Source organism: Tardiphaga sp. 619_E2_N8_4, from assembly GCF_051810905.1.
GTDB lineage: Bacteria > Pseudomonadota > Alphaproteobacteria > Rhizobiales > Xanthobacteraceae > Tardiphaga > Tardiphaga robiniae.
Genome location: NZ_JBPWQJ010000001.1, coordinates 6,006,786 through 6,028,941, shown reverse-complemented (window position 1 = coordinate 6,028,941; position 22,156 = coordinate 6,006,786). Strand labels below are relative to the sequence as shown.

General features: G+C 64.1%; 22 protein-coding genes. 12 read left to right on the top strand and 10 right to left on the bottom strand.

Annotated elements, in window-relative coordinates; genetic code table 11:
• Positions 1 to 41 precede the first annotated feature (41 nt).
• From ileS to AB8A23_RS28595, 6 genes are all read left to right on the top strand, one after another.
• Positions 42 to 3,074, top strand: coding sequence for an isoleucine--tRNA ligase (gene ileS, locus AB8A23_RS28620; protein ID WP_439057330.1), 3,033 nt, complete (start codon positions 42 to 44; stop codon positions 3,072 to 3,074).
• Positions 3,047 to 3,568 (top strand): signal peptidase II, encoded by a 522-nt coding sequence (gene lspA, locus AB8A23_RS28615; RefSeq protein ID WP_439057328.1) that lies wholly within the window; start codon positions 3,047 to 3,049, stop codon positions 3,566 to 3,568. Before ileS ends, lspA begins: the two co-directional genes overlap by 28 nt.
• A gap of 100 nt (positions 3,569 to 3,668) precedes the next feature.
• Positions 3,669 to 4,382 carry a hypothetical protein gene (locus AB8A23_RS28610; RefSeq protein ID WP_439057326.1) on the top strand — a complete coding sequence of 238 codons (714 nt, stop codon included), beginning with the start codon at positions 3,669 to 3,671 and terminating at the stop codon, positions 4,380 to 4,382.
• 144 nt (positions 4,383 to 4,526) lie between these two features.
• A complete protein-coding gene (locus AB8A23_RS28605) occupies positions 4,527 to 5,924 on the top strand; it encodes a M16 family metallopeptidase (protein WP_439057325.1) in 1,398 nt (465 codons plus the stop codon).
• Positions 5,925 to 5,953: 29 nt separating this feature from the next.
• Positions 5,954 to 7,288, top strand: coding sequence for a M16 family metallopeptidase (locus AB8A23_RS28600; protein WP_439060429.1), 1,335 nt, complete (start codon positions 5,954 to 5,956; stop codon positions 7,286 to 7,288).
• A 9-nt stretch (positions 7,289 to 7,297) separates the two neighbouring features.
• The gene (locus tag AB8A23_RS28595) at positions 7,298 to 8,200 is read left to right on the top strand and encodes a ketopantoate reductase family protein (protein ID WP_439057323.1); all 903 of its coding nucleotides are present in this window, start codon (positions 7,298 to 7,300) and stop codon (positions 8,198 to 8,200) included.
• On the opposite strand, the gene AB8A23_RS28590 is transcribed toward AB8A23_RS28595, so the two are convergent.
• Positions 8,197 to 8,880 (bottom strand): ROK family protein, encoded by a 684-nt coding sequence (locus AB8A23_RS28590; protein WP_439057321.1) that lies wholly within the window; start codon positions 8,878 to 8,880, stop codon positions 8,197 to 8,199. The two genes, AB8A23_RS28595 and AB8A23_RS28590, sit on opposite strands and share 4 nt — an antisense overlap.
• Before the next feature lie 155 nt (positions 8,881 to 9,035).
• Here AB8A23_RS28590 and arfB point away from each other — a divergent pair, with 155 nt between their 5' ends.
• The 3 genes from arfB to mutL all read left to right on the top strand — a co-directional run bounded on the left by arfB (position 9,036) and on the right by mutL (position 11,883).
• Complete coding sequence (arfB, locus tag AB8A23_RS28585) at positions 9,036 to 9,452, top strand: alternative ribosome rescue aminoacyl-tRNA hydrolase ArfB (protein ID WP_439060428.1); 417 nt, start codon at positions 9,036 to 9,038, stop codon at positions 9,450 to 9,452.
• Positions 9,453 to 9,497: 45 nt separating this feature from the next.
• Positions 9,498 to 9,893 carry a VOC family protein gene (locus AB8A23_RS28580; protein WP_439057319.1) on the top strand — a complete coding sequence of 132 codons (396 nt, stop codon included), beginning with the start codon at positions 9,498 to 9,500 and terminating at the stop codon, positions 9,891 to 9,893.
• A gap of 169 nt (positions 9,894 to 10,062) precedes the next feature.
• A complete protein-coding gene (gene mutL / locus AB8A23_RS28575) occupies positions 10,063 to 11,883 on the top strand; it encodes a DNA mismatch repair endonuclease MutL (RefSeq protein ID WP_439057317.1) in 1,821 nt (606 codons plus the stop codon).
• 111 nt (positions 11,884 to 11,994) lie between these two features.
• Here mutL and AB8A23_RS28570 read toward each other — a convergent pair whose 3' ends face one another.
• The 3 genes from AB8A23_RS28570 to AB8A23_RS28560 are packed head-to-tail and all read right to left on the bottom strand — an operon-like array spanning position 11,995 to position 15,351.
• Entirely contained in the window at positions 11,995 to 12,384 is a 390-nt protein-coding gene (locus AB8A23_RS28570) for a VOC family protein (RefSeq protein WP_184513758.1), read from the bottom strand.
• Between the two features lie 24 nt (positions 12,385 to 12,408).
• On the bottom strand, positions 12,409 to 12,963 hold the full coding sequence (gene rsmD / locus AB8A23_RS28565; protein ID WP_439057316.1) for a 16S rRNA (guanine(966)-N(2))-methyltransferase RsmD: 555 nt from the start codon (positions 12,961 to 12,963) through the stop codon (positions 12,409 to 12,411).
• 3 nt (positions 12,964 to 12,966) lie between these two features.
• Positions 12,967 to 15,351 carry a pseudouridine synthase gene (locus tag AB8A23_RS28560; protein WP_439057314.1) on the bottom strand — a complete coding sequence of 795 codons (2,385 nt, stop codon included), beginning with the start codon at positions 15,349 to 15,351 and terminating at the stop codon, positions 12,967 to 12,969.
• A gap of 160 nt (positions 15,352 to 15,511) precedes the next feature.
• On the opposite strand from AB8A23_RS28560, the gene AB8A23_RS28555 reads away from it, so the two are divergent.
• Positions 15,512 to 15,958, top strand: a complete 447-nt coding sequence (locus tag AB8A23_RS28555; protein WP_439057312.1) for a nucleoside deaminase — start codon at positions 15,512 to 15,514, stop codon at positions 15,956 to 15,958.
• Here AB8A23_RS28555 and AB8A23_RS28550 read toward each other — a convergent pair.
• From AB8A23_RS28550 to AB8A23_RS28525, 6 genes are all read right to left on the bottom strand, one after another.
• Positions 15,929 to 16,183 carry a DUF6894 family protein gene (locus AB8A23_RS28550; protein ID WP_120288571.1) on the bottom strand — a complete coding sequence of 85 codons (255 nt, stop codon included), beginning with the start codon at positions 16,181 to 16,183 and terminating at the stop codon, positions 15,929 to 15,931. The two genes, AB8A23_RS28555 and AB8A23_RS28550, sit on opposite strands and share 30 nt — an antisense overlap.
• 68 nt (positions 16,184 to 16,251) lie before the next feature.
• A complete protein-coding gene (purD, locus tag AB8A23_RS28545) occupies positions 16,252 to 17,535 on the bottom strand; it encodes a phosphoribosylamine--glycine ligase (protein WP_439057309.1) in 1,284 nt (427 codons plus the stop codon).
• 103 nt (positions 17,536 to 17,638) lie between these two features.
• On the bottom strand, positions 17,639 to 18,142 hold the full coding sequence (locus AB8A23_RS28540; protein WP_439057307.1) for a DUF6622 family protein: 504 nt from the start codon (positions 18,140 to 18,142) through the stop codon (positions 17,639 to 17,641).
• 35 nt (positions 18,143 to 18,177) lie between these two features.
• The gene (locus AB8A23_RS28535) at positions 18,178 to 18,480 is read right to left on the bottom strand and encodes a winged helix-turn-helix domain-containing protein (protein WP_120288568.1); all 303 of its coding nucleotides are present in this window, start codon (positions 18,478 to 18,480) and stop codon (positions 18,178 to 18,180) included.
• A 1-nt stretch (position 18,481) separates the two neighbouring features.
• Positions 18,482 to 19,033 carry a hypothetical protein gene (locus tag AB8A23_RS28530; protein WP_439057305.1) on the bottom strand — a complete coding sequence of 184 codons (552 nt, stop codon included), beginning with the start codon at positions 19,031 to 19,033 and terminating at the stop codon, positions 18,482 to 18,484.
• Between the two features lie 4 nt (positions 19,034 to 19,037).
• Positions 19,038 to 20,024, bottom strand: a complete 987-nt coding sequence (locus AB8A23_RS28525) for an alpha/beta hydrolase (RefSeq protein ID WP_439057304.1) — start codon at positions 20,022 to 20,024, stop codon at positions 19,038 to 19,040.
• Positions 20,025 to 20,146: 122 nt separating this feature from the next.
• Here AB8A23_RS28525 and xseA point away from each other — a divergent pair, with 122 nt between their 5' ends.
• Both xseA and AB8A23_RS28515 read left to right on the top strand, forming a co-directional pair.
• Positions 20,147 to 21,745 (top strand): exodeoxyribonuclease VII large subunit, encoded by a 1,599-nt coding sequence (gene xseA, locus AB8A23_RS28520; protein ID WP_439057303.1) that lies wholly within the window; start codon positions 20,147 to 20,149, stop codon positions 21,743 to 21,745.
• Positions 21,746 to 21,865: 120 nt separating this feature from the next.
• Entirely contained in the window at positions 21,866 to 22,093 is a 228-nt protein-coding gene (locus AB8A23_RS28515) for a DUF2093 domain-containing protein (protein WP_439057301.1), read from the top strand.
• Positions 22,094 to 22,156 lie beyond the last annotated feature (63 nt).

Genomic DNA, 22,156 nt, shown 5'->3' with positions numbered 1-22,156 from the left:
TTTCACGCGTTTCAGCGCCATTCGAGCAAGCCAGAGCCATTATGTCCGACAAGCCCGCCAAATCAGATACCCACGACTATTCCAAGACCCTCTATTTGCCGCAGACCGAATTTCCGATGCGCGCCGGCCTGCCGACCAGCGAGCCGAAAATGCTGGCGCGCTGGAACGAGATCGACCTCTACGGCAAGCTGCGCGAGACCGCGAAGGGCAAGCCGAAATTCGTGCTGCATGACGGCCCGCCCTACGCCAATGGCAACATCCATATCGGGCATGCGCTCAACAAGATCCTCAAGGACGTGGTGACCAAGAGCCAGCAGATGCTGGGCTTCGACAGCAACTACGTGCCGGGCTGGGACTGTCACGGCCTGCCGATCGAGTGGAAGATCGAGGAAGAGAACTACCGCTCCAAGGGCAAGGTCAAGCCGAACTTCAAGGACGGCGCGGCGATGATCGCGTTCCGCCAGGAATGCCGTGCCTATGCCAACAAGTGGCTCGACATCCAGCGCGAGGAATTCAAGCGGCTCGGCATCATCGGCGACTGGGCCGGCCGCTACGCCACCATGGACTATTTCGCCGAAGCGCAGATCGCCCGCGAGCTGATGAAGTTCGCGGCCAATGGCACGCTGTATCGCGGATCGAAGCCTGTGATGTGGAGCGTGGTCGAGAAGACCGCGCTGGCCGAAGCGGAAGTCGAATATGAGGACTACACGTCGGATGCGGTGTGGGTGAAATTCCCGGTCGCCGCCGAGTTCGGCCGGCTTGCCAAGGCTGCGGTGGTGATCTGGACCACCACGCCATGGACGCTGCCCGCCAACCGCGCCATCTCGTTCTCCAGCAAGATCGCCTATGGTCTCTATGAAGTCACCGAGGCGCCGGAGGATAACTGGCTGAAGACCGGCGATCTGCTGATCCTCGCCGACGCGCTGGCCGAGAGCGTGTTCAAGCAGGCGCGCGTCACGTCATGGAAGAAGAGCAGCGAGCTGTCGTCGGACATCCTCGAGGATCTGGAATGCCGTCATCCGCTCAAGGGTCTCGCCGGCGGCTATGACTTCATCGTGCCGCTGCTCGACGGCGATCACGTCACCGACGATACCGGCACTGGCTTCGTGCACACCGCGCCGAGCCATGGCCGCGACGACTTCGATATCTGGACGTCGAATGGCCGCCAGCTCACCGAGCGCGGCATCGCGACCACGATCCCCTACACCGTCGATGAGAACGGCGCGCTGACCGAACAGGCGCCGGGCTTCGCCGGCACGCGCGTGATCAACGACAAGGGCGAGAAGGGCGACGCCAACGAGGCCGTCATCAAGGCGCTGGTCGAGCGCGGCATGCTGGTGGCGCGCGCGCGCCTGAAGCATCAATATCCGCATTCCTGGCGCTCCAAGAAGCCGGTGATCTATCGCAACACGCCGCAATGGTTCATCGCGATGGACAAGGACATTTTGGAAGTGAACGCTCCCGGCAAGCCGGGAGCTATGGCGGACGACGGCAAGGCGAAGTCCGGCGACACGCTGCGTCACCGTGCCCTCGAAGCCATCAAGGTCACGCAATGGGTGCCGGCCACCGGCCAGAACCGCATCAACGGCATGATCAACACCAAGCCCGACTGGGTGATCTCGCGCCAGCGCGCCTGGGGCGTGCCGATCGCGGTATTCGTGCGCGAGAAAGGCGACGGCTCCGCAGAGATCCTGCAGGACGAGGCCGTCAACAAGCGCATTGCCGACGCGTTCGAGAAGGAAGGCGCCGACGCCTGGTATGCCGAAGGCGCGCGCGAGCATTTCCTCGGCTCGCTTGCCAATGAAGAGTGGAAGAAGGTCGACGACATCTGCGACGTCTGGTTCGATTCAGGCTCCACACACGCCTTCGTGCTCGAAGACCCCGTGCACTTCCCCGGCCTTGCCGGCATCAAGCGCAAGGTAGAGGGCGGCGCGGACACCGTCATGTATCTGGAAGGTTCCGACCAGCACCGCGGCTGGTTCCAGTCGTCACTGCTGGAGAGCAGCGGCACCCGCGGTCGCGCGCCGTTCGACGTCGTGCTGACCCACGGCTTCACGCTCGACGAAAACGGTCGCAAGATGTCGAAATCGATCGGCAACACCATCGAGCCGCAGAAGATCATCAAGGACTCCGGCGCCGACATCCTGCGCTTGTGGGTCTGCGCCACCGATTATGCCGACGACCAGCGCATCGGCCCGGAGATCATCAAGAACACCATCGAGACCTATCGCAAGCTGCGCAACAGCGTGCGCTGGATGCTCGGCAGCCTCGCGCATTTCCGCGACGAGGATCGCGTCAAGGCCGACGATATGCCGGAGCTTGAGCGGCTGATGCTGCATCGTCTCGCTGAAGTCGACGGTGTTGTGCGGCAGGCCTATGCCGATTTCGACTACAAGACGGTGGTGGCCACACTCGCCGCCTTCATGAACACCGAGTTGTCGGCGTTCTATTTCGACATCCGCAAAGACACGCTGTATTGCGACGCGCCGTCGTCGGTGACACGCAAGGCCTCGCTGACCGTGATCGACTACCTGTTCCGCTCGATCGTGACCTGGTTCGCACCCATTCTGAGCTTCACCGCCGAGGAAGCGTGGCTGTCGCGTTACGGCAGCAGCTCCGTGTCGGTGCATCTCGAAACGTTCCAGAAGACGCTGCCGGCATGGCGTAACGAGGCGCTCGCCGCGAAGTGGGAGACCATCCGCAATGTGCGCCGCGTTGTCACCGGCGCGCTGGAAGTGGAACGTGCTGCCAAGAACATCGGCTCGTCGCTGGAGGCCTCACCGCTGATCCATGTCACAGACCCCGCGATCTTTGCCATACTGGCTGACGTCGACCTCGCGGAAATCTGCATCACCTCGAATGCGATGCTGACCAATGCCGAAGCGCCCGCAGGCGCCTTCGCGCTGAATGACGTGCCCGGCGTGGCCGTTGTGGTCGAAAAAGCCGTGGGCACCAAATGCGCGCGGTCGTGGAAGATCCTGCCGACCGTGGGTGAGGACAAGGAGTATCCCGACGTCACCCCGCGCGACGCGCAGGCACTGCGGGAATGGAAGGCGCTGGGAGTGGCTGTTTGAAACCAGCCGTCCGCTCCGGGCTGATCGCAGCCATCGTCGTCCTGATCCTCGATCAGGCGACGAAGCTGTGGCTGCTCTATGCCTTCGATCTCGGCCATCGCGGTCTGGTCAGGATCACACCGTTCTTCGATCTCGTCCTGGCCTGGAATACCGGCATCAGCTACGGCTGGTTCTCCGATTCCGGCCCCACCGGTCAGGTCGTGCTGGTGGCCATCAAGGCGATCGCGGTGGTGGCGCTGGCCGTCTGGATGGCGAAATCGGAGACCAGACTGGCCACGATCGGGCTGGGACTGATCATCGGGGGCGCGATCGGCAATGCCATCGACCGGTTCGCCTATGGCGCCGTGGTCGATTTCGCCCTGCTGCACGTCGAAATATCAGGCAAGACCTACAACTGGTACGTGTTTAACCTTGCCGATGTCGCCATTGTTGCCGGTGTAGCGGCCCTGCTGTATGACTCTTTCTTCACGGTACCCGCCGCAAAAGCGCCCTGATCCCAGCCGATACGCAAGGCCAAGGGCGATACCAGCGGAACCGCACCAAGATTCTTCGGATTCTTGCCGATCCGCCAGATATTTGAACAGGATGAACACGATGCGCGAGACCGAAACCGGTTGGGCTCTGCACACTTCATCGGGCGCCTGGACGCGCGCCCTGCGCCTTACCGCCGCTGCCCTCAGCGTTGGTCTCGTGATGTCCGCTGGCGCCGCACGCGCCCAGGATGCCGAGGAAGAAGACCAGCCATTCGAGCAGAAGGTGATCAAGCAGATCATGACCGGTCTCGGCGGCACCAATATGGAAAACACCGGGATCGATTACCGCGAGCGCTCGCCGCTGGTGGTGCCGCCGAAGATCGACCTGCCGCCGCCGGACGCCAAGGGCCCTGCGCCTGTCGCCAACTGGCCGAAGGATCCGGATGTACAGCAGCGCCGCGCAGCCGCCGCCAACGCCAAGACCGGACGTCCGGAAGAAGTGCTGGAAGCCGCGCGGCCGTTGACCCCGCGCGAGATGGCGCCGAAGCGCGCACGTGGCGCCTCGTCCGCCGTGGACAATTCCTCACCAGGCGATCCGAACAAGAACATCGTGCTGAGCCCGAAGCAGCTCGGCTATGAGGGTGGCCTGTTCAAGAACATGTTCGGCAGCAACAAGGGTGAGACCGCCGAATTCAAGGGCGAGCCGACACGCGAGTCGCTGACCCAGCCGCCGGCCGGTTACCAGACGCCTGCCTCGGGCTATGCCTATGGCACCGGGCCGAAGGAAACCATGAAGAACGATTACAACATCAACCCGATGACGGGTAAGTTTTGATCGCAGCGCTTCCTTTGCACTGCCATTCCAAAGACGTCCTTTCACTGCGATCAGCTAGCACGCGCGGATGTGTCCCGCGCGATGGCTTGGTCACGCCTTTCTCTTTGCCTTCTTTCCCCGTGCTTTGGAGCTGTTAGCCCCGCCATGACCTCTTCATTCCGACTTGCCGTACGATCCGTCGCAGTCGTCGCTGTGCTGCTGGCTCCAGCCCTCGCCATATCGGGCGCCCGCGCGCAGACGGTGACGGCGAAGCCGCCAACCACGTTCAAGCTCGATAACGGCATGCAGGTCGTGGTGATCGAGGATCACCGCACGCCCGTCGTGACGCAGATGATCTGGTACAAGGTCGGCTCCGCCGACGAGACGCCCGGCAAATCCGGCCTCGCGCATTTCCTCGAACATCTGATGTTCAAGGGCACCGCGAAACATCCGGTCGGTGAGTTCTCGCAGACCGTGCAGCGCGTCGGCGGCGAGGAGAACGCTTTCACCTCGACCGACTATACCGGCTACTACCAGCGCATCAGCAAGGACCAGCTCGGCAAGATGATGGAATTCGAGGCCGATCGCATGACCGGCCTGGTGCTGAAGGACGAGAACGTGCTGCCCGAGCGCGACGTCGTGCTGGAAGAATACAACATGCGCGTCGCCAACAGCCCGGATGCCCGGCTGTCCGAGCAGATCATGGCCGCGCTCTATCTCAACCATCCCTATGGCCGCCCGATCATTGGCTGGCATCAGGAAATCGAGAAGCTCGACCGCGAGGACGCGCTCGCCTTCTACAAGCGCTTCTACGCCCCCAACAATGCGACGCTGATCATCGCCGGCGATGTCGACCCGGCGGAAATCCGCCCGATGGTAGAGCGCACCTATGGCGTGGTCCCGGCACAGCCGGCGATCCCCGAACGCCGCATGCGCCCACAGGAGCCGACGCCCGCCGCGCCGCGCACGGTGACGCTCGCCGATCCGCGTGTCGAACAGACAAGCCTGCGCCGCTATTATCTGGTGCCGTCAGCCACCACCGCTGCGGCCGGCGAGAGCCAGGCGCTCGATGTGCTCGGCCAGTTGATCGGCGGCGGCGCGAACTCATATCTCTACCGCGCCCTCGTCATCGACAAACAGCTCGCGATCAATGCCGGTGCCAGCTACCAGGGCACGGCCCTCGACAGCGCACAGTTCATGATTTCAGCCTCGCCGAAGCCGGGCACCGAATTCGCCGATATCGAAAAGACCATCGACGCGGTGATCGCCGACCTCGCGACCAACCCGGTGCCGGCTGCCGACCTCGAACGCGTCAAGACGCAGCTCGTCGCCGAGGCCACCTATGCGCAGGACAGCCAGGCCTCACTGGCGCGCTGGTACGGCGCGGCACTCACCACGGGCCTCAGCGTCGAGGACATCCGTAGCTGGCCCGACCGCATTAAGGCGGTCACCGCCGAACAGGTGCGCGCAGCCGCGCAGACCTGGCTCGACAAGAAGCGCTCGGTCACCGGCTATCTGATCAAGGATACATCTGCGCCGAAGCGCGAGGAGAAGCGGTCGTGAGCATCATCTTCAACGCCGGCCGCCTCGGCATTGCCGTCGCCACCGCCTTCTCACTCGTCACCCTGACGGTGACGCCATCTTTCGCCGCCGCCAAGGTGCAGCGGCTGGTGACGCCAGGCGGCATCGAAGCCTGGTTCGTGCAGGATGCAACCGTTCCCCTGATCGCGATGGAATATGCGTTCGGCGGCGGTGCGGCACAGGATCCGAAGGATAAATCCGGCACCGCCAACATGGTGGCCAGCCTGATGGACGAAGGCGCGGGCGATCTCGATTCCACGACCTTCCGCGATCGCATGGAGCGCCGCGCCATCGAGCTCAACTTCAACGCCCAGCGCGATTACCTGCGTGGCTCACTGCGCATGCTGAAAGAGCATCGCGACGAGGCGTTCGACCTCGCCCGCCTCGCTTTGACGTCGCCACGCTTCGACGCTCCCGATGTCGAGCGCATCCGCGCGCAGATCATGTCCGGCCTGCGCCGCGAAACCTCGAACCCGAATTCGCTGGCGACGCGCAAGTTTCTGCAGATGGCATTCGGCGACCATCCCTATAGCCGACCGTCCAACGGCAGCCTGACCGACGTGCCGACCATCAATGTCGATGACATCAAGGCCTACAAGCAACGCATCGTTGCCAAGGACACGCTGAAGATTGCCGTGGTCGGCGACGTCGATTCCGACACGCTCGCGACATTGCTGGACAAGACCTTCGGTGGCCTGCCCGCCAAGGCGACACTGACGCCTATCCCGGACGTCACGGCAGCCAAGCCGCCGCAGAAGGAATCCGTGACGCTGGACGTGCCGCAGACGGTCATCACCTTCGGCAGCCCCGGCGTCAAACGCGACGATCCGAACTTCATGGCCGCCTATATCGTCAATCACATCCTCGGCGGCGGCACGCTGTCGTCGCGGCTGTATCACGAAGTGCGCGAGAAGCGCGGCCTGGTCTATTCCGTCAGTGGCTCGCTGCTGTGGATGCAGCATTCCGGCATCTATATCGGCAGCACCGCGACTCGCGCCGACCGCGCCACCGAGACGGTCGATACCGTGACCAGCGAAGTGAAACGCATGGCCGAGCAGGGTCCGACCCAGCGCGAGCTGGACGAGGCCAAATCCTATCTCAAGGGTTCGCAGATGCTGGCGCTCGACACCTCGTCGAAACTGGCCGGCGCACTGCTGCAATACCAGCTCGACAGACTGCCGATCGATTACATCGAGAAGCGCAATGCCGTGGTCGATGCCGTGACGCTGGACCAGGCCAAGGCTGCAGCCAAGAAGCTGTGGGCAGATGGCCTGCTGACCGTCGTCGTCGGACGCGCGCCGCAAGCGGCCGCAGCGCCGGTAGCCCCAGCACCTAAGGCAAACTGAGGCGCCGACGTGCGGATTGCAGTGATCGGTGCCGGCGCGGTCGGCTGCTACTATGGCGCCAAGCTGCTGCGTGCCGGCCATGACGTGACATTGGTCGGACGCCAGATCCATGTCGATGCCATTAATGCACGCGGCCTTCGGTTCGAGAGCGCCGAGTTCGACGGTTTCATTGCGGCGAAGGCGGTGACGCAGATCGCCGATCTCGCGCCGCCGGACATCGTTCTGTTTGCCGTGAAGTCCGGCGATACCGACGGCTCGGCGACAGCGCTGAAGCCTGTGCTCAAGCCCAGCTCCATCGTGCTGAGCCTGCAGAACGGCGTCGACAATCCCGAGCGCCTGCGCGCCATCCTCAGCCAGCCGGTGATCGCTGCAGCGGTCTATGTGGCCTCCGAGATGCCGGGTGCCGGCCATGTGAAGCACAATGGACGCGGCGAGTTGATCATCGGCGCCTCGTCCGAGAGCGACGCGCTGGCGAAGCTGCTGTCCGACGCCGGCGTGCCGACCACCGTCGCCAGCGATATCGACGCGGTGCAGTGGTCGAAGCTCATCAACAACTGCGCCTATAATGCATTATCGGCCGTAGCTGGCATCGCCTATGGCGAGATGTTCAGGGTCGAAGGCGTGCCTGACATCGTGACCAATGCCGTTACCGAGTGCCTAGCGGTGGCGCGCGCCTGCGGCGTGTCGCTTCCCGCCGACCTCCTGGACAAGACCCTCGCGCTCGCGGCCAGCATGCCGCTTCAGCAATCGTCGACATCGCAGGATCTCGCGCGTGGCAAGCCGTCGGAGATCGACTTCCTCAACGGCTTCATTGTCCGCAAAGGCCTGGAGCATGGGATTCCGACGCCGACCAACCATGCGCTGCAGGTCATGGTGAAGCTGGTCGAACGCAGTGGATCACGCCGGTCCTAGCCGCGCTTCACGGGCTTCGGTGGATCCCAGAGCCGGAAGCCGCCTTTGAACGCATTCGCGTTGTCGCCGCGCCGGGTCTTGCGCGGGAGTTTGTCGAGCATCTCCACATTGCCACCGCCGAGCACCGTATAGTCGGGCTCCAGCGCAGCCGTCAGATCAGCAACGACATCAGCCACGCGCTGCCGCCACTTCTCCTTGCCCAGCCGCTTCAGGCCGGCTGCGCCGACATAATCCTCGAATGTCTTGTGACGATAGGGCAGATGACCGAGCTCCATCGGCTCGGACAGACCATCGATGATCATGGCCGCACCCAGTCCGGTGCCGAGGCCGAGAAACAGCATCCGGCCGCCATCATAGCTGCCGACCGCTTGCATCATGGCGTCGTTCACAAGCTTCGTGGGCTTGCGGAATGCCCGTTCGAAATCGAAACCCTTCCAGCCCGTGCCGAGATTGTGTGGCTCCTTGAGCGGACGATTGCCGGCCACCGGGCCGGGATAGCCGGCTGAGACGACGTCATAGCGCCAGTCTTTGGCCAGCGCCTTGACCTTGCGCACCATTTCCTTCGCGGACAGGTCCGGACCAGATTCGAATTCGCGTTTGATCCCTTCACGGCTGGTCATCACCTTCACATGGGTACCGCCGATATCGATGGTGAGGATATTGCGGGGGGTCTTGGTCATGAGACGTCCGGATTGACTGATGGTGCAACGATAAGCCTCGGCAGGGCGCCAGTTCCAGCATTGCCGCTATGTCCCGGGCATATCTTTGCGATCTGCGATCAAGCGCACGGAGGCACCAAGCAAAACGCGGTATCCTGTGCTACGGAGACAGAATGCTGCTCCGGATCACGCGCTCCATTGCCATCGACGAAGACGATATTGATATCGTTTTCGTCCGCGCGTCCGGACCTGGCGGGCAGAACGTCAACAAGGTCTCGACCGCCGCGCAATTGCGCTTCGACAGCCGCAAGCTGACGCTGCCGGAGGACACCGCGATCCGGCTGCGCACCCTCGCCGGCCAGCGCATGACCAAGGAAGGCGTGATCGTGATCCACGCCCAGCGTTTCCGGACTCAGGAGCGCAACAAGGCCGATGCTATCGAGCGGCTGGTGGAGCTGATGCAGGAAGCCGCCTTCCGGCAGGCGCCGCGGCGGGCCACCAAACCGACACTGGGCTCGAAGATGCGCCGCCTCGACGGCAAGAAACGCCGCAGCGACGTCAAGGCTGGCCGCGGCGGGCGCTTCGACGACTGAGCGGCGGAGCTACCACTCCGAACCATCTCTTCAAGGAATACCCCGATGGCCAAACCCGTTCATTCGATGATCCGCGTGCTGGACGAAGCGCGCGCACTGGACTTCTACAAGCGCGCCTTTGGCCTCGAGATCGCCGATCGTCTGGCCTTCCCGGACTTTGCACTGATCTATCTGCGCCACCCCTCGTCACCCTTCGAACTCGAACTGACGGTGAATTTCGACCGCACCGAGCCCTACGCGTTGGGCGACGGTTACGGCCATCTCGCCGTCGTCGTGGACGACGTGGCGGCGGAACATGCCCGGTTCGAGGGCGAGAAGCTTGCGCCCGGTCCGCTGCGCGATTTCAAACATGAAGGCCGCACACTGGCGCAGTTCTTCTTCGCCACCGACCCCGACGGCTACAAGATCGAGGTGATCCAGAAGGGCGGCCGATTCGCTTAACGCGTTTTCGAGCAAAGTGGATACCGGTTCGCGTCAGGAAAACGCGTCAAAACAAAAAGCCAGAACCGGGGAAAAGCGGGCTGCGGCGGGGACATCAGGCGCCCGGGGCCATAGAATGGCGCTCGAGGTTCCCTACATAATCCCGACCCGTCACCACGCCCCGAGATCCATGCCCGTTCGCCAGCTCCCAGAAACCATCGTCAACCGCATCGCCGCCGGCGAAGTGGTGGAACGGCCGGCCAGCGTGGTGAAGGAGCTGGTGGAGAATGCCATCGATGCCGGCGCCTCCCGGGTCGAGATCTTCACCGATGGCGGCGGGCGGCGGAAGATCGCCATCACGGACGACGGCGGCGGCATGACCCATGGCGATCTCACCCTTGCGGTGGACCGCCACGCCACCTCGAAGCTCGACGACGAGGACCTGCTGCAGATCCGCACGCTTGGCTTTCGCGGCGAGGCCCTGCCCTCCATCGGCTCTGTGGCACGACTGAGCATCACCACACGCCACGCCTCGGAGCCGCACGCCTGGTCGCGCACCGTCGATGGCGGCGAGAAGTCTGACATCGCGCCCGCCGCACTGTCGCAGGGCACCCGCGTCGAGGTCAGCGATCTGTTCTACGCGACCCCTGCCCGGCTGAAATTTCTCAAGACCGACCGCACCGAAGCCGAAGCGATCCGCGAAGTCGTGCGCCGCCTCGCAATGGCACGGCCGGATATCGCCTTCACCATGGCCGGCGAGGAACGCGCGCCGGTGACATGGGCGGCGGCCCTGCCCGGGCCGGCCGGACAGTTGACGCGGCTTGGCGATATTCTCGGACCCGAGTTTCGTCTCAGCGCCATCGAAGTGCGCAGCGAGCGCGAAGGCGTGGTGGTTGAAGGTTTCGCCGCGGCGCCATCGCTGACCCGCGCCAATGCGCTTGGACAGTATCTGTTCGTCAATGGCCGTCCGGTCCGCGACAAGCTGATCATCGGCGCGGTGCGCGCGGCCTATTCCGATTATCTGCCCCGCGACCGCCATCCGATTGTCGCGCTGTTCGTCACGCTCGACCCAACGGAGGTCGATGCCAATGTGCATCCGGCCAAGACCGAAGTGCGTTTCCGCAATGCCGGGCTGGTGCGCGGACTGATCGTGCATGCGCTGAAGGAAGGCCTCGCCCGTGAGGGGCGCCGCACTGCAGCCAATAGCGACGGCGCCGTGCTGGACTCGTTCCGCCCCAACTTCACACCCAATTTCGCGCCGCGCTCGAATGCCAACTGGGAATGGAAGCGCTCGCCTGCTTTTCCGGTCGGTGCCATGCCGGCATTCGATGGTTCGGCTGCGCTCGCCGAACCCGGCCAGGCGGCCTTCGATGTCGGCACGCCCACGGCCGATGTGCGTTTTGAAGAGACGCCGCAGACCGATCTGGTCGACCGGCCGCTCGGTGCCGCGCGCGCGCAGGTGCATGAGAACTACATCATCGCGCAGACCCGCGACGGCATGATCGTGGTCGATCAGCACGCCGCACATGAACGTATCGTCTATGAGCGGCTGAAAGCGTCGCTGGCCGCCAATGGCGTGCAGCGGCAGATCCTGCTGATCCCCGAGATTGTCGAACTCGACGAGGCCATCGTGGAGAAACTGTTCGATCGTGCCGAGGAACTCGCGAGCTACGGCCTCGCCATCGACAGTTTCGGCCCCGGCGCCATTGCCGTGCGCGAGACGCCGTCGCTGCTGGGCAAGACCAATGCCGCGTCGCTGCTGCGCGATCTTGCCGAACACATGGCGGAATGGGACGAGGCGCTGCCGCTGGAGCGCCGCCTCCTGCACGTGGCGGCGACCATGGCCTGTCACGGCTCGGTGCGCTCAGGCCGACGGCTGCGGCCCGAGGAAATGAACGCCCTGCTACGCGAGATGGAAGACACGCCGAATTCCGGCCAGTGCAATCACGGCCGGCCGACTTATGTCGAGCTGAAGCTCAGCGATATCGAGAAGCTGTTCGGGCGACGATAGACCCCTCAGCCGTCATTGCGAGCGCAGCGAAGCAATCCAGAGCCGCAAGCAAAGACTGGATTGCCGCGTCGCTTCGCTCCTCGCAATGACGTGGACGGGCTGGTGCTCGACTCACGTATATTTGGGATCGCGTTCCAGCAGCTCGATCGACACGCCCTGCGGGGCGCGGATGAAGCAGATGCGCAGGCCGGGCTTGAGCGTATGCGGCTCCTTGGTGAACTCCACGCCCTTGGCCTTCAGCGACGCAGCCACCGCGTCGATGTCCTTCACCTTCAGGCCGAAATGGTCGAGGCCCTGATAGGGCGTGGCCGGCGGCGGGTTGACGCCCATCTCCGGCGTGACCGGGGCGAGGAAGATCATGCCGCCGCCGAGCCTGATATCGATGCGGCCAGGCGCGCGCAGAATCTCCGCGCCGAGCATGTCGGCAAACCACTGCGCGGTCGCTTCGGTGTCCGGCGTGCGGATATGGACGTGATCCCAGGTGTATTCGATCGCAGACATCGGCGGCTCCTTTTTGACGTCTTTTTACACAGATCGCAGAAACGTAAATTCGGTATCGTCATAGGCGCGGCGCTCGAGTTCTTCAAACCCGTCGGGCGGCGCAAAGGCAGCATCCTTCGCCTCTTCCACCACCAGCAGAGCGCGCGGCGTTAGCCAGCCACCGTCGCGTAGCGAGGCCAGCGCCTTTTCGGCAAGCTTCATGCGATAGGGCGGATCGAGGAACACCAGCGAGAACGGCTCGACCGGATGGGCGGGGCCGAGATCGGCCGCATCGCGGCGATACACTTTGGTCACGCCGCCGAGGCCGAGCGCCTCGACATTGTTGCGGAGCAGCGCGCGCGCCTCGGAACCGTTGTCGACGAACAGCGTGAATTTTGCGCCGCGCGACACGGCCTCGATGCCCAGCGCGCCGGTGCCGGCAAACAGATCGAGCACGCGCGCGTCCGCGATCGGACTTTCGTAAGCGTGGATCAGGATGTTGAACAACGACTCGCGCAATCGATCCGCCGTGGGACGGATCGCCTGCGTCGTGGGCGACGCGATGTTGCGGCCCTTCAGCCGGCCACCGACGACACGCATGGCTTACGCGTCCCGCGGCTTCAGATCGCGCTTGCCGTGATAGCCGCGCTTCGGCTTCTTCGGCGGGCCGCCGAAGGTAGCTGCGTCCTCGTTGCGGGCACGCGACTCTTCCGAGCCGGCGCGCTGCACCAGAATGCGACGGCCCTTGCGATCTTCCACCGTGGAGCGCTTCAGAACCGGCTTCTTCACGATCACCGGGTCGAGCGAGACATCGCCCTTGCTCGGCAGTTGCCGACCGAAATCGGCGCCCGAGGCATCCGCGATCTTCTCACCAAGCTGCTCGCGCAGCACGCGGGTCTTCACCTCGTCGACCTGGCCTTCCTCGATCTCGCCGAGCTGGAACGGACCGTAGGAGATGCGGATCAGCCGGTTCACCTCGAGGCCCAGATGCGCCAGCACGTTACGCACTTCGCGGTTCTTGCCTTCACGGATCGCGAACACGATCCAGACATTGGCGCTCTTGTCGCGCTCCAGCGTCGCATCGATCGAGCCATATTTGACGCCGTCGACCTCGACGCCGTTCTTGAGCTCGTTGAGCTGTGCCTGCGTGACTTCGCCATGGGCACGCACGCGATAGCGGCGTAGCCAGCCGGTCTCCGGCAGTTCCAGCGTGCGCGCAAGGCCGCCGTCATTGGTCAGCAGGAGCAGGCCTTCGGTGTTGAAATCGAGCCGGCCGATCGAAATCAGACGCGGCAGGCCTTCGGGCAGATGATCGAACACCGTCGGCCGTCCCTCGGGATCGGCATGGGTCGTCATCAGGCCGCGCGGCTTGTGATACAGGAACAAGCGCGTGCGCTCCGGCGCCGGCAACGGCTTGCCGTCGACGGTGATCACGTCGTTGGTGCTGACGTCCAGCGCCGGCGAGTTGATGACGCGGCCATTGACGGCGACGCGGCCCTGCGTGACCCATTCCTCGGCATCGCGGCGCGAGCACAGGCCCGCGCGCGACACGACCTTGGCGATACGCTCGCCGGCCTTCTTGGCCGCGGGGACGCGCGCCGGGCGGCGCTGCTCGGGATCGCGTTCGCGATATTCACCACGACCACCAAATGCAGGACGCTTGGCGAAAATCCTGCTGTCGTCCTCGTTCTCGCGACGCGGACGCTCATCACCGTCGCGAGCCTCGCTGCGACCATGCTCCTGCCAGTCGGTGCGGCCACGCGGCTCGCGCGGGCGATCGAAGCTCGGGCGATCTTCACGCGGACGCGAGAAACGCGGACGCTCACTGTCGCTACGCTCCGGCCGGTCGTCGCGCGAACGCTCGAATTTCGGCCTGTCGAATTTCGGCCGATCGAAATTGCGCGCGCCATCGCGCGGCGGACGCGCGCTGCGGCTGCCGCGATCATCCGATCCGCCTTCGCGCTTCTGCCAGGGCTTCTGCTCGCTGCGATCAGGGCCACGCTCGAAATCACGCCCCCCGCGATCATTGCGATCGGGACGATCGTTGCGATCGCCAAAGCTCTTGCGCGGGCCGCCGCGATCCGGCGCACCACGGGAGAATTTCTTGTCGCCGCCAAACTTCTTCTCGGCGCTGAAGGGCCGGTCGCCGCGCGGACGATCGCCGTCGCGTGAGGGGCGCGGACTGAACGGTCGATCGCCATCACGCGACGGGCGCGGGCTATAGGGGCGGTCGCCCTGCGGGCGCTCGTTGCGATCACGCTGTGGCCGATCGTTGCGATCGCCTTGCGGCCGATCGAAGCGCGGACGCGGACGGTCACCATCGCCACCGCGGAAACCTTCGCCACGCGGCGTATAGGGGCGCTTCTCGCCACCACCATCACGCGATCCATATGGCTTCTTGTCACCGAACTTCTTGTCGGAGAAACGTCCGGCCGGACGCGCATCGCCGCGGTCGCCACGCGGGGCGCGGTCATCCCTGTTGAAATTCGGACGGTCGCCGCGCGGTGCCTCTCCGCGTGGGCTGTAGGGACGTTTGTCGCCGCCACCGGCGCCGGCGCGCGGTGAATAGGGACGCTTCTCGCGGTCACCGAAATCCTTACGCGGCCCACGGTCTGGACGATCACCGCCACCGCTGCGCGCGGGACGGTCATCGCGGTTGAAGCGGGCCGGACGCGCATCGTCACGATCGCGTCGCGGCGCATCGCCGTAGTCGCGGCGCGGCGCACGGTCGTCATCGCGCTTGCCGGCGTAAGGCTTCGATCCAAAAGGCTTGGCGCCAAAAGATTTGCCGCCAGAAGGCTTGCCACCGAAAGATCGCTTCTCACCGCCGCCAGCACCGGGCGGCTTCGGGGTGTATGTGCCGTCGCGCTTGGCGAATTTCTTGTCGGGTCCGCGTGCGGCGCCGGAGCGGCCCTTGCCGGCTCCGCCTTTGCCACCGGGTGGCCGGCCGCGCGAGGGGCCGTTGTTTTTGTCGTTGTCGCGGGGCATGAAGGGTCTCACTGCAGCGGAAGCTGAATTGGGTTGAGCGGTGCGGACAGGGTTCGCGGGCCGAAAATGCGCGCTCATTGGGGCGCATTCTCACGCAAAACCAGTATCCACTTTTGCTGAATGCAACTCCGTAGCAGAGTTTTGCGCAGGAAACGAGCCGTTGACCGCACCTTCTTTCATGGATCTGGCGCTGAGAGCGGCCGAAAGCGCCGGAAATGCCGGCGAAGTCCCCATTGGCTGCGTCATCGTCGGGAATAACGAGGTGATCGCCACAGCCGGCAACCGCACCGTCCGGGACCGCGACCCGACCGCCCATGCCGAAGTCCTGGCGATCCGGGAGGCGGCCGCCAGGCTCGGCAGCGAGCGGCTGATCGACTGCGACCTGTATGTGACCCTGGAGCCCTGCACCATGTGCGCGGGCGCAATCTCCTTCGCCCGGATCCGGCGGCTGTATTACGGCGCAGCTGATCCCAAGGGCGGCGGGGTCGATTCCGGCGTGCGCTTCTTCGCAGCAAAAACATGCCACCACGCGCCGGAAGTCTATCCGTCCGTGGGCGAAACCCAGTCCGCCGCGCTGTTACGAGAGTTTTTTAAAGCGCGGCGCTGAGGCTTTGCTTGCGGCTATATCGACGGGAATACGGGTCACTTCGTGCCCGTCTTCGTGAATGACGCAAATATGGCGCTCATGGTCCTCATGCGTCGCCAATCGCGTGCTGACTTCGTCGGCGATCACATAAGCTTGCGCAATCGCTTCGGCGTCGCTGCGCAGCTCCCGACCAGCATGGTCGCGCTGCGTCGTGCCGTTCTTGAGGTCGAAATAATAGTGCGCCATGGGTACCTCACAGCCCCATCAACGCGCCATACAACCTTCGGTTCCCCAAGAGGAACCCCTGAATACCGTTATTTGCCCTTGCGCTCCCGCGCCACCGCCTGCCAGCCGATATCGCGGCGGCAGAAACCTTCGGGCCAGTTGATCAGGCCGATGGCTTCATAGGCACGGCGCTGGGCCTCAGCGACGGTCTTGGCGGACGCCGTCACGTTGAGGACGCGGCCACCATTGGCGAGAATCCAGTCGCCGGATGCCTTAGTGCCCGCATGGAAAATCTCGACACCCTCGATCTTCTCGGCCCGGTCCAAGCCGGCGATGCGCGTGCCCTTGTCGTAGTCGCCGGGATAGCCCTTCGTGGCCATCACCACCGTCAGCGCCGGATCCGGGAACCAGCGCAGATCGAAATTCTTGAGCTGCCCGTCACAGCAGGCAATCAGCGCCGGCAGCAGATCCGACATCATACGGACCATCAGCACCTGACACTCCGGATCGCCGAACCGGGCATTGTATTCGACGAGTTTCGGCCCCTGCTCGGTCACCATGACGCCGGCATAGATCACGCCCTTATAGGGCGTCCCCATGGCGCTGAGCGCGCGCAGGGTCGGCATGATCATCTCGTCCATTACCTGCGCGCAGAGCGCCTCGGTCATGACAGGCGCCGGCGAATAGGCGCCCATGCCACCAGTGTTCGGGCCCTTGTCGCCGTCGAAGGCGCGCTTGTGGTCCTGCGCAGTTGCCAGCGCCAACGCGTGCTCGCCATCGCACAGCGCGAAGAACGAGGCTTCCTCGCCCTGCATGAACTCCTCGATCACGACTTCCGCACCGGCCTCGCCGAAGCCGCCATCGAACATCATGTCGACCGCGTCCAGCGCCTCGGCTTCAGACATCGCCACCACAACGCCCTTGCCAGCGGCGAGGCCATCGGCCTTGACCACGATCGGTGCGCCCTGGGTCCGGATATAAGCCTTGGCAGACTCTGCATCATGGAAATGGCCGTAGGCCGCAGTCGGGATGTTGTTGGCCCGGCACAGTTCCTTGGTGAAGCTCTTCGAGCTTTCCAGTTGGCCGGCGGCTTTACTGGGTCCGAATGCCTTGATGCCGACGGCAGCAAGATCGTCGACGATGCCCGCCGCTATCGGGGCATCCGGGCCGACCACGACGAAATCGACCTTGTTCACCTTGCAGAAATCAATCACGGCCGCATGGTCGGTGATATCCACCGCCACGCATTCGGCCTCCCGGGCGATGCCGGCATTACCTGGCGCGCACCAGAGTTTGGTCAGCAACGGGGACGCGGCGAGTTTCCACGCCAGCGCGTGTTCGCGACCACCGGAACCGAGGAGGAGAATGTTCATAACGAGCCAGACCAATTGCAATCAAACACGCCCACCGTTTAGCACGGCGCGTCGGGACAGCAATCAGTGGTCTGAGTAATCAACCGGCCAGGCGGCCAACCCGTCAAGCGACGGCGACACTTGTTTCCGCGCGATAGCGGCGGATCAACCCCACCGTCCAGCCAAGGAAATAGCCGGCGCACGCCCCCGACACCAGTTGACCGATCAGCGGGACGGCAGCACCCGAACCCAGCTTCATCGCGGTTGCGACCGCCACGGCATATTGCAGGAGAAAGACCGACAGGTTGCGGATCAGCGGCAGCCAGCTCCCGGGGCGCAGAATGGTGCCGTCCTGTCGATCGACGGTCATCTCGCCGGGACCGATCCACAGAGCGACGGCCACCATCACGATTGCCGCTGCCAGCCATGCCCCGATCAGATGCATTTGGCCGCCGGCAAAGATCAGCCGCGACAGCCCCATCAGGAGAAACACCATCGGAACGATCAGCAAACGGCGCAGCTGTGTCTTTCGCGGCCGGAGCGACAGGCCTCCGAGCCAGATCAGCAGTGCCAGCAACGCGAACACCCAGATCGGCGTGTTGGTCAGAATGCGCCACGCGATGTCCATGACAATCTCCAGAGCTTTACGTTACTTGCTTTGCTCTACTTGCCTTCCGCAGTTGCGATGATCTCACGCAAGGTCGCGACGTGCCGCGCGAAGGCGCCACGCCCGGTCGCGGTGGCCGTCACCGTTGTCTGCGGCTTCTTGCCGACAAAGGCCTTTTCGACGCTGACATAACCGGCTTTCGCCAGTGTCTCGATATGAGCGCCGAGATTGCCATCGGTGGCGCCGGTCAGTTTCTTCAATCGCGGGAAATCCAGCCCCTGTGTCGGATGCAGTGCGTTCAGCGCTGCCATGATCTTGAGCCGCAGAGGCTGATGGATGATGTCGTCGAGTTCGGCCATGTCAGCTGCGCCGCATCCAGAGGCCACCGAGCAACAGGCCGCCACCATTGACGACAGCCATCCAGAGCGTGAACCACGGTCCGGCGAAGAAGTAACCGAGCAGCGTCAGCGCGATCACGCTCATGCCGATGACGACAAAGACGCGGCCGAACCAGAACCCTGTCATCACGTAAGGCAACATGAAGTAAGTCGTCCAGAACGCGCCGATCTGCCGCGGCGCCATGTTCCCGAAAACGATGCTCCACAGACAGCCAAAAGCCACGAACGCAATGAAAGCTGCCGTCGCGCGGGCATCGAAGGTGCTGACGCCTTCGCGCTTCTTGTTGAGTGCCCCGACGATGATCGCGCAGATGACACCCGCGACAATGACGATCGACCAGATGACAGGAGCCGCAGCAGGCGCGAAGAACGAGAGCAGATAACCGATAAAAGTCGCAACGCCCCATAGAATGAGCATCGTGCTGGCGTGCCGATAGAACACCGATTGCCGCACCAGCCGACTGAGGCTCTCGATCTCCATCAACGCAGCACTGGCTTCCTGACTGTTGATCACGGTGTCACCTCGTTGCGAGATCGTCGGCGACGACGGCGACGAAACTTGCCGTGCTGACGACGTCCATGTGATTTGCGTCGTCGAGGACGCGCACGTCGATATTGGCTTTCGACTGCATCGCCTCGCGATATTTGTCGGCGAACATCAGCTCGTCATTGCGCCCGGCGATGACCGATATGGGCCCATTCGCCGGATCGAGATCCAGGCGGTAGTCGCGATGCGTGCCGAAATTCTGCAGCAGCCTGAACGAATACTCGGATGTCAGAATGCGTGTCGACCCCGGTTGCACGGCAAAGGCGACCACCGGAAGCTGCGCACAGCACGTCACCCCGAACGACTGCAGCACGCTGAGCGCGATGATGCGCGGCACACTCGGACTGGCCCATCCACCTGCGTTCTCGCGTGTGGAGGGCGACTTCAGGCCGAGATAGGGTGACAGCAGAACGGTGCGTGCGAAAAGCCCCTGATTGACGGATCCCGCCACGCGCAGCGCAAACCCGCCGCCCGACGAATGCCCGGCGAGCGTCAGTGGCGACACCAGCCCCTGCCCGCGCAAATGGCCGACGAGATCTGCGAGATCATCGTCGAGCTGACCGAGATAGGCGATATCGCCGCGGGTCCCCGACGCGCCATGGCCGCGCATGTCGGGAGCGATGCTTTCGACGCCCCGCGCGGCAAGCGCTTTCGCCAGGGCGTGCACCGCTATGCTCGATCCCGACGAGCCATGAATGAGCAGTGCGGCACGGCTCACGGACGGTCCGGATGGCGTGTAGCGCCGGTAGGCCAGATTCGAGCCGTCTCTCGCCTGGAAATACTGCAGTGGCGGAACGTCCCCGCGATACGCACTGCGCGCCGTGTCCGCAATGGAGGCCAGTGCCTTGGGCCGGGAAACCGGCACCGCAATCATGCCGGCCAGCACCAAGGCCACCAGGCCCACCGCAGCAAGGAGCCAAACGATGCCACGAACCGCGAAGGTCAATATCGACGCCATAATACCCGCCATTCTCTGAATACAGATTACTCTGTATAACAGAGTTATCTGCAAATCAATATCTGATTGGCGTTTTGCGACCGACATCCCTACTTTGCGACCATCCTGAAAGCCGAGATTCGATGCCCAAAGCCGCCGCCCCCCTCACCAATTCCCCCGAATTCACCGTCTCCGAGCTGTCCTCAGCCCTGAAACGGACGGTGGAAGACACATACGGGAATGTGCGGGTGCGCGGCGAAATCTCGGGTTTTCGCGGGCCGCATTCGTCCGGCCACTGCTATTTCTCGCTCAAGGACGAGAGCGCCAAGATCGAGGCGGTGATCTGGAAGGGTGTCCATGGCCGGATGCGGTTCAAGCCGCAGGAAGGCCTCGAAGTCATCGCCACCGGCAAGCTGACCACCTATCCAGGCTCGTCGAAATACCAGATCGTCATCGAGGCCATCGAGCCCGCCGGCGTCGGCGCGCTGATGGCGCTGATGGAAGAGCGCAAGCGCAAGCTTGGCGCGGAAGGCCTGTTCGACGAAGCGCGCAAGCAGCTGCTGCCATGGCTGCCGGAGGTGATCGGCGTGGTGACATCGCCCACTGGCGCTGTCATTCGCGACATCCTGCATCGCCTTGAAGACCGCTTCCCGCGCCGCGTGCTGGTCTGGCCCGTCAAGGTCCAGGGTGAAGGTTCGGCCGAACAGGTCGCCGCCGCGATCCACGGCTTCAATGCGCTGCCCGAAGGCGGCGCCATTCCGCGACCGGATCTGCTGATCGTCGCGCGCGGCGGCGGCTCGCTGGAAGACCTGTGGTCGTTCAACGAAGAAATCGTGGTGCGTGCCGCCGCCGAGAGCATGATCCCGCTGATCTCTGCCGTGGGCCACGAAACCGACATCACGCTGATCGACTTCGCCGCCGACAAGCGCGCGCCGACGCCGACGGCGGCCGCCGAAATGGCGGTGCCCGTGCGCGCCGAACTGATGGTGGAGATATCCGGCTTCGAGCGCCGCATGATGCTGTGCTGGCAGCGCGGGCAGGAATCCCGCCGCAACGAACTACGCGCCGCGGCGCGTGCCCTGCCGGATCTCAGCGAATTGCTCGCCATTCCGCGCCAGCGTCTCGACGGCGCAACCGCATCGCTGCCGCGTGCGTTGAAGGCCAATACGCATGCGCATCATCGCCGCTTCGCGGAGGCCAGCGCCGGGCTGACGCTGCGCGTGCTGCGCGCACAGATCGCCCACGCCACGCAGCGGCTGACGGTATCGGGCGAACGCTTGAGCCTCTCCGCGCGCGCCCTGCTTCGGCAGCGCCGCGATCGCTTCACTGGCCTTGAAGCACGATTGAAGGCCTCCAAGCTCGCCAATGCGCAGGCGCAGCGCAATGCCATCACGCGCGATCGGGAGCGCGCTCTGCGCCTCACTGAGCGCGCGCGCCGTGCGTTGACGACACTGGTGCAGCGCCAGCAGGCGCGGGTGCAGGCATCGAGCCAGTTGCTCAGTGCCCTCTCCTATCGCAGTGTGCTGGCCCGCGGCTTTGCGCTGGTGCGCGACGAGCAAGGCGCGGCACTGCATGCCGCCGCCACTGTCGGAGCGGGCGCCCGCCTGAGCATCGAATTCGCCGATGGCCGCGTCGGCGTGACCGCCGATGGCGACCGCCCGGCCGCTACGCGTGAAGCAAAGCCTGCGTCGCCGGCCGCGCCGAAAAAGGCGACGAAAATCGATCAGGGCAGCCTGTTCTAGAGGTTGCGCGGCCGCCTTTATTGGGCGACGCCGCGGCCCTATTTATGCTACGAGATGACGACATTCAGGGCCGGTGACCAATCCGGCAAGACGACTTAGTGACGATCCAGGAGACCAGCCGTGCTGAACAAATTTGGCCCCTCGGGCCACGGCGAAGCCCAGTTGCAATATCTCGACGGCGATTTCCGCGTGGTGTCGCCCGGTACCTATGTGACTTGTGCCATCACAGGCGAGCGCATTCCGCTGGATGAGCTGAAATACTGGAGCGTCGATCGGCAGGAAGCCTATGCGGTGCCGAATGCGGTGCTGGCGCGGCACTATCCGGAGGCGGTGAAGGGTCAGAAGTAAGCTTGTAGGATGGGTAAAGCGTCTTCGCGAAACCCATCATCTCCCCGCACGAAAGGTGATGGG

What these genes read in the sequence shown, in the direction of transcription:
- AB8A23_RS28560 (WP_439057314.1), bottom strand. Translation starts at nt 15,351, where the DNA reads ATGCCCCGCGACAACGACAAAAACAACGGCCCCTCGCGCGGCCGGCCA.
- AB8A23_RS28605 (WP_439057325.1), top strand. Translation starts at nt 4,527, where the DNA reads ATGACCTCTTCATTCCGACTTGCCGTACGATCCGTCGCAGTCGTCGCT.
- ileS (WP_439057330.1), top strand. Translation starts at nt 42, where the DNA reads ATGTCCGACAAGCCCGCCAAATCAGATACCCACGACTATTCCAAGACC.
- xseA (WP_439057303.1), top strand. Translation starts at nt 20,147, where the DNA reads ATGCCCAAAGCCGCCGCCCCCCTCACCAATTCCCCCGAATTCACCGTC.
- AB8A23_RS28580 (WP_439057319.1), top strand. Translation starts at nt 9,498, where the DNA reads ATGGCCAAACCCGTTCATTCGATGATCCGCGTGCTGGACGAAGCGCGC.
- rsmD (WP_439057316.1), bottom strand. Translation starts at nt 12,963, where the DNA reads ATGCGTGTCGTCGGTGGCCGGCTGAAGGGCCGCAACATCGCGTCGCCC.
- AB8A23_RS28610 (WP_439057326.1), top strand. Translation starts at nt 3,669, where the DNA reads ATGCGCGAGACCGAAACCGGTTGGGCTCTGCACACTTCATCGGGCGCC.
- AB8A23_RS28540 (WP_439057307.1), bottom strand. Translation starts at nt 18,142, where the DNA reads ATGGACATCGCGTGGCGCATTCTGACCAACACGCCGATCTGGGTGTTC.
- purD (WP_439057309.1), bottom strand. Translation starts at nt 17,535, where the DNA reads ATGAACATTCTCCTCCTCGGTTCCGGTGGTCGCGAACACGCGCTGGCG.
- AB8A23_RS28535 (WP_120288568.1), bottom strand. Translation starts at nt 18,480, where the DNA reads ATGGCCGAACTCGACGACATCATCCATCAGCCTCTGCGGCTCAAGATC.
- AB8A23_RS28570 (WP_184513758.1), bottom strand. Translation starts at nt 12,384, where the DNA reads ATGTCTGCGATCGAATACACCTGGGATCACGTCCATATCCGCACGCCG.
- AB8A23_RS28590 (WP_439057321.1), bottom strand. Translation starts at nt 8,880, where the DNA reads ATGACCAAGACCCCCCGCAATATCCTCACCATCGATATCGGCGGTACC.
- AB8A23_RS28550 (WP_120288571.1), bottom strand. Translation starts at nt 16,183, where the DNA reads ATGGCGCACTATTATTTCGACCTCAAGAACGGCACGACGCAGCGCGAC.
- AB8A23_RS28525 (WP_439057304.1), bottom strand. Translation starts at nt 20,024, where the DNA reads ATGGCGTCGATATTGACCTTCGCGGTTCGTGGCATCGTTTGGCTCCTT.
- lspA (WP_439057328.1), top strand. Translation starts at nt 3,047, where the DNA reads ATGGAAGGCGCTGGGAGTGGCTGTTTGAAACCAGCCGTCCGCTCCGGG.
- mutL (WP_439057317.1), top strand. Translation starts at nt 10,063, where the DNA reads ATGCCCGTTCGCCAGCTCCCAGAAACCATCGTCAACCGCATCGCCGCC.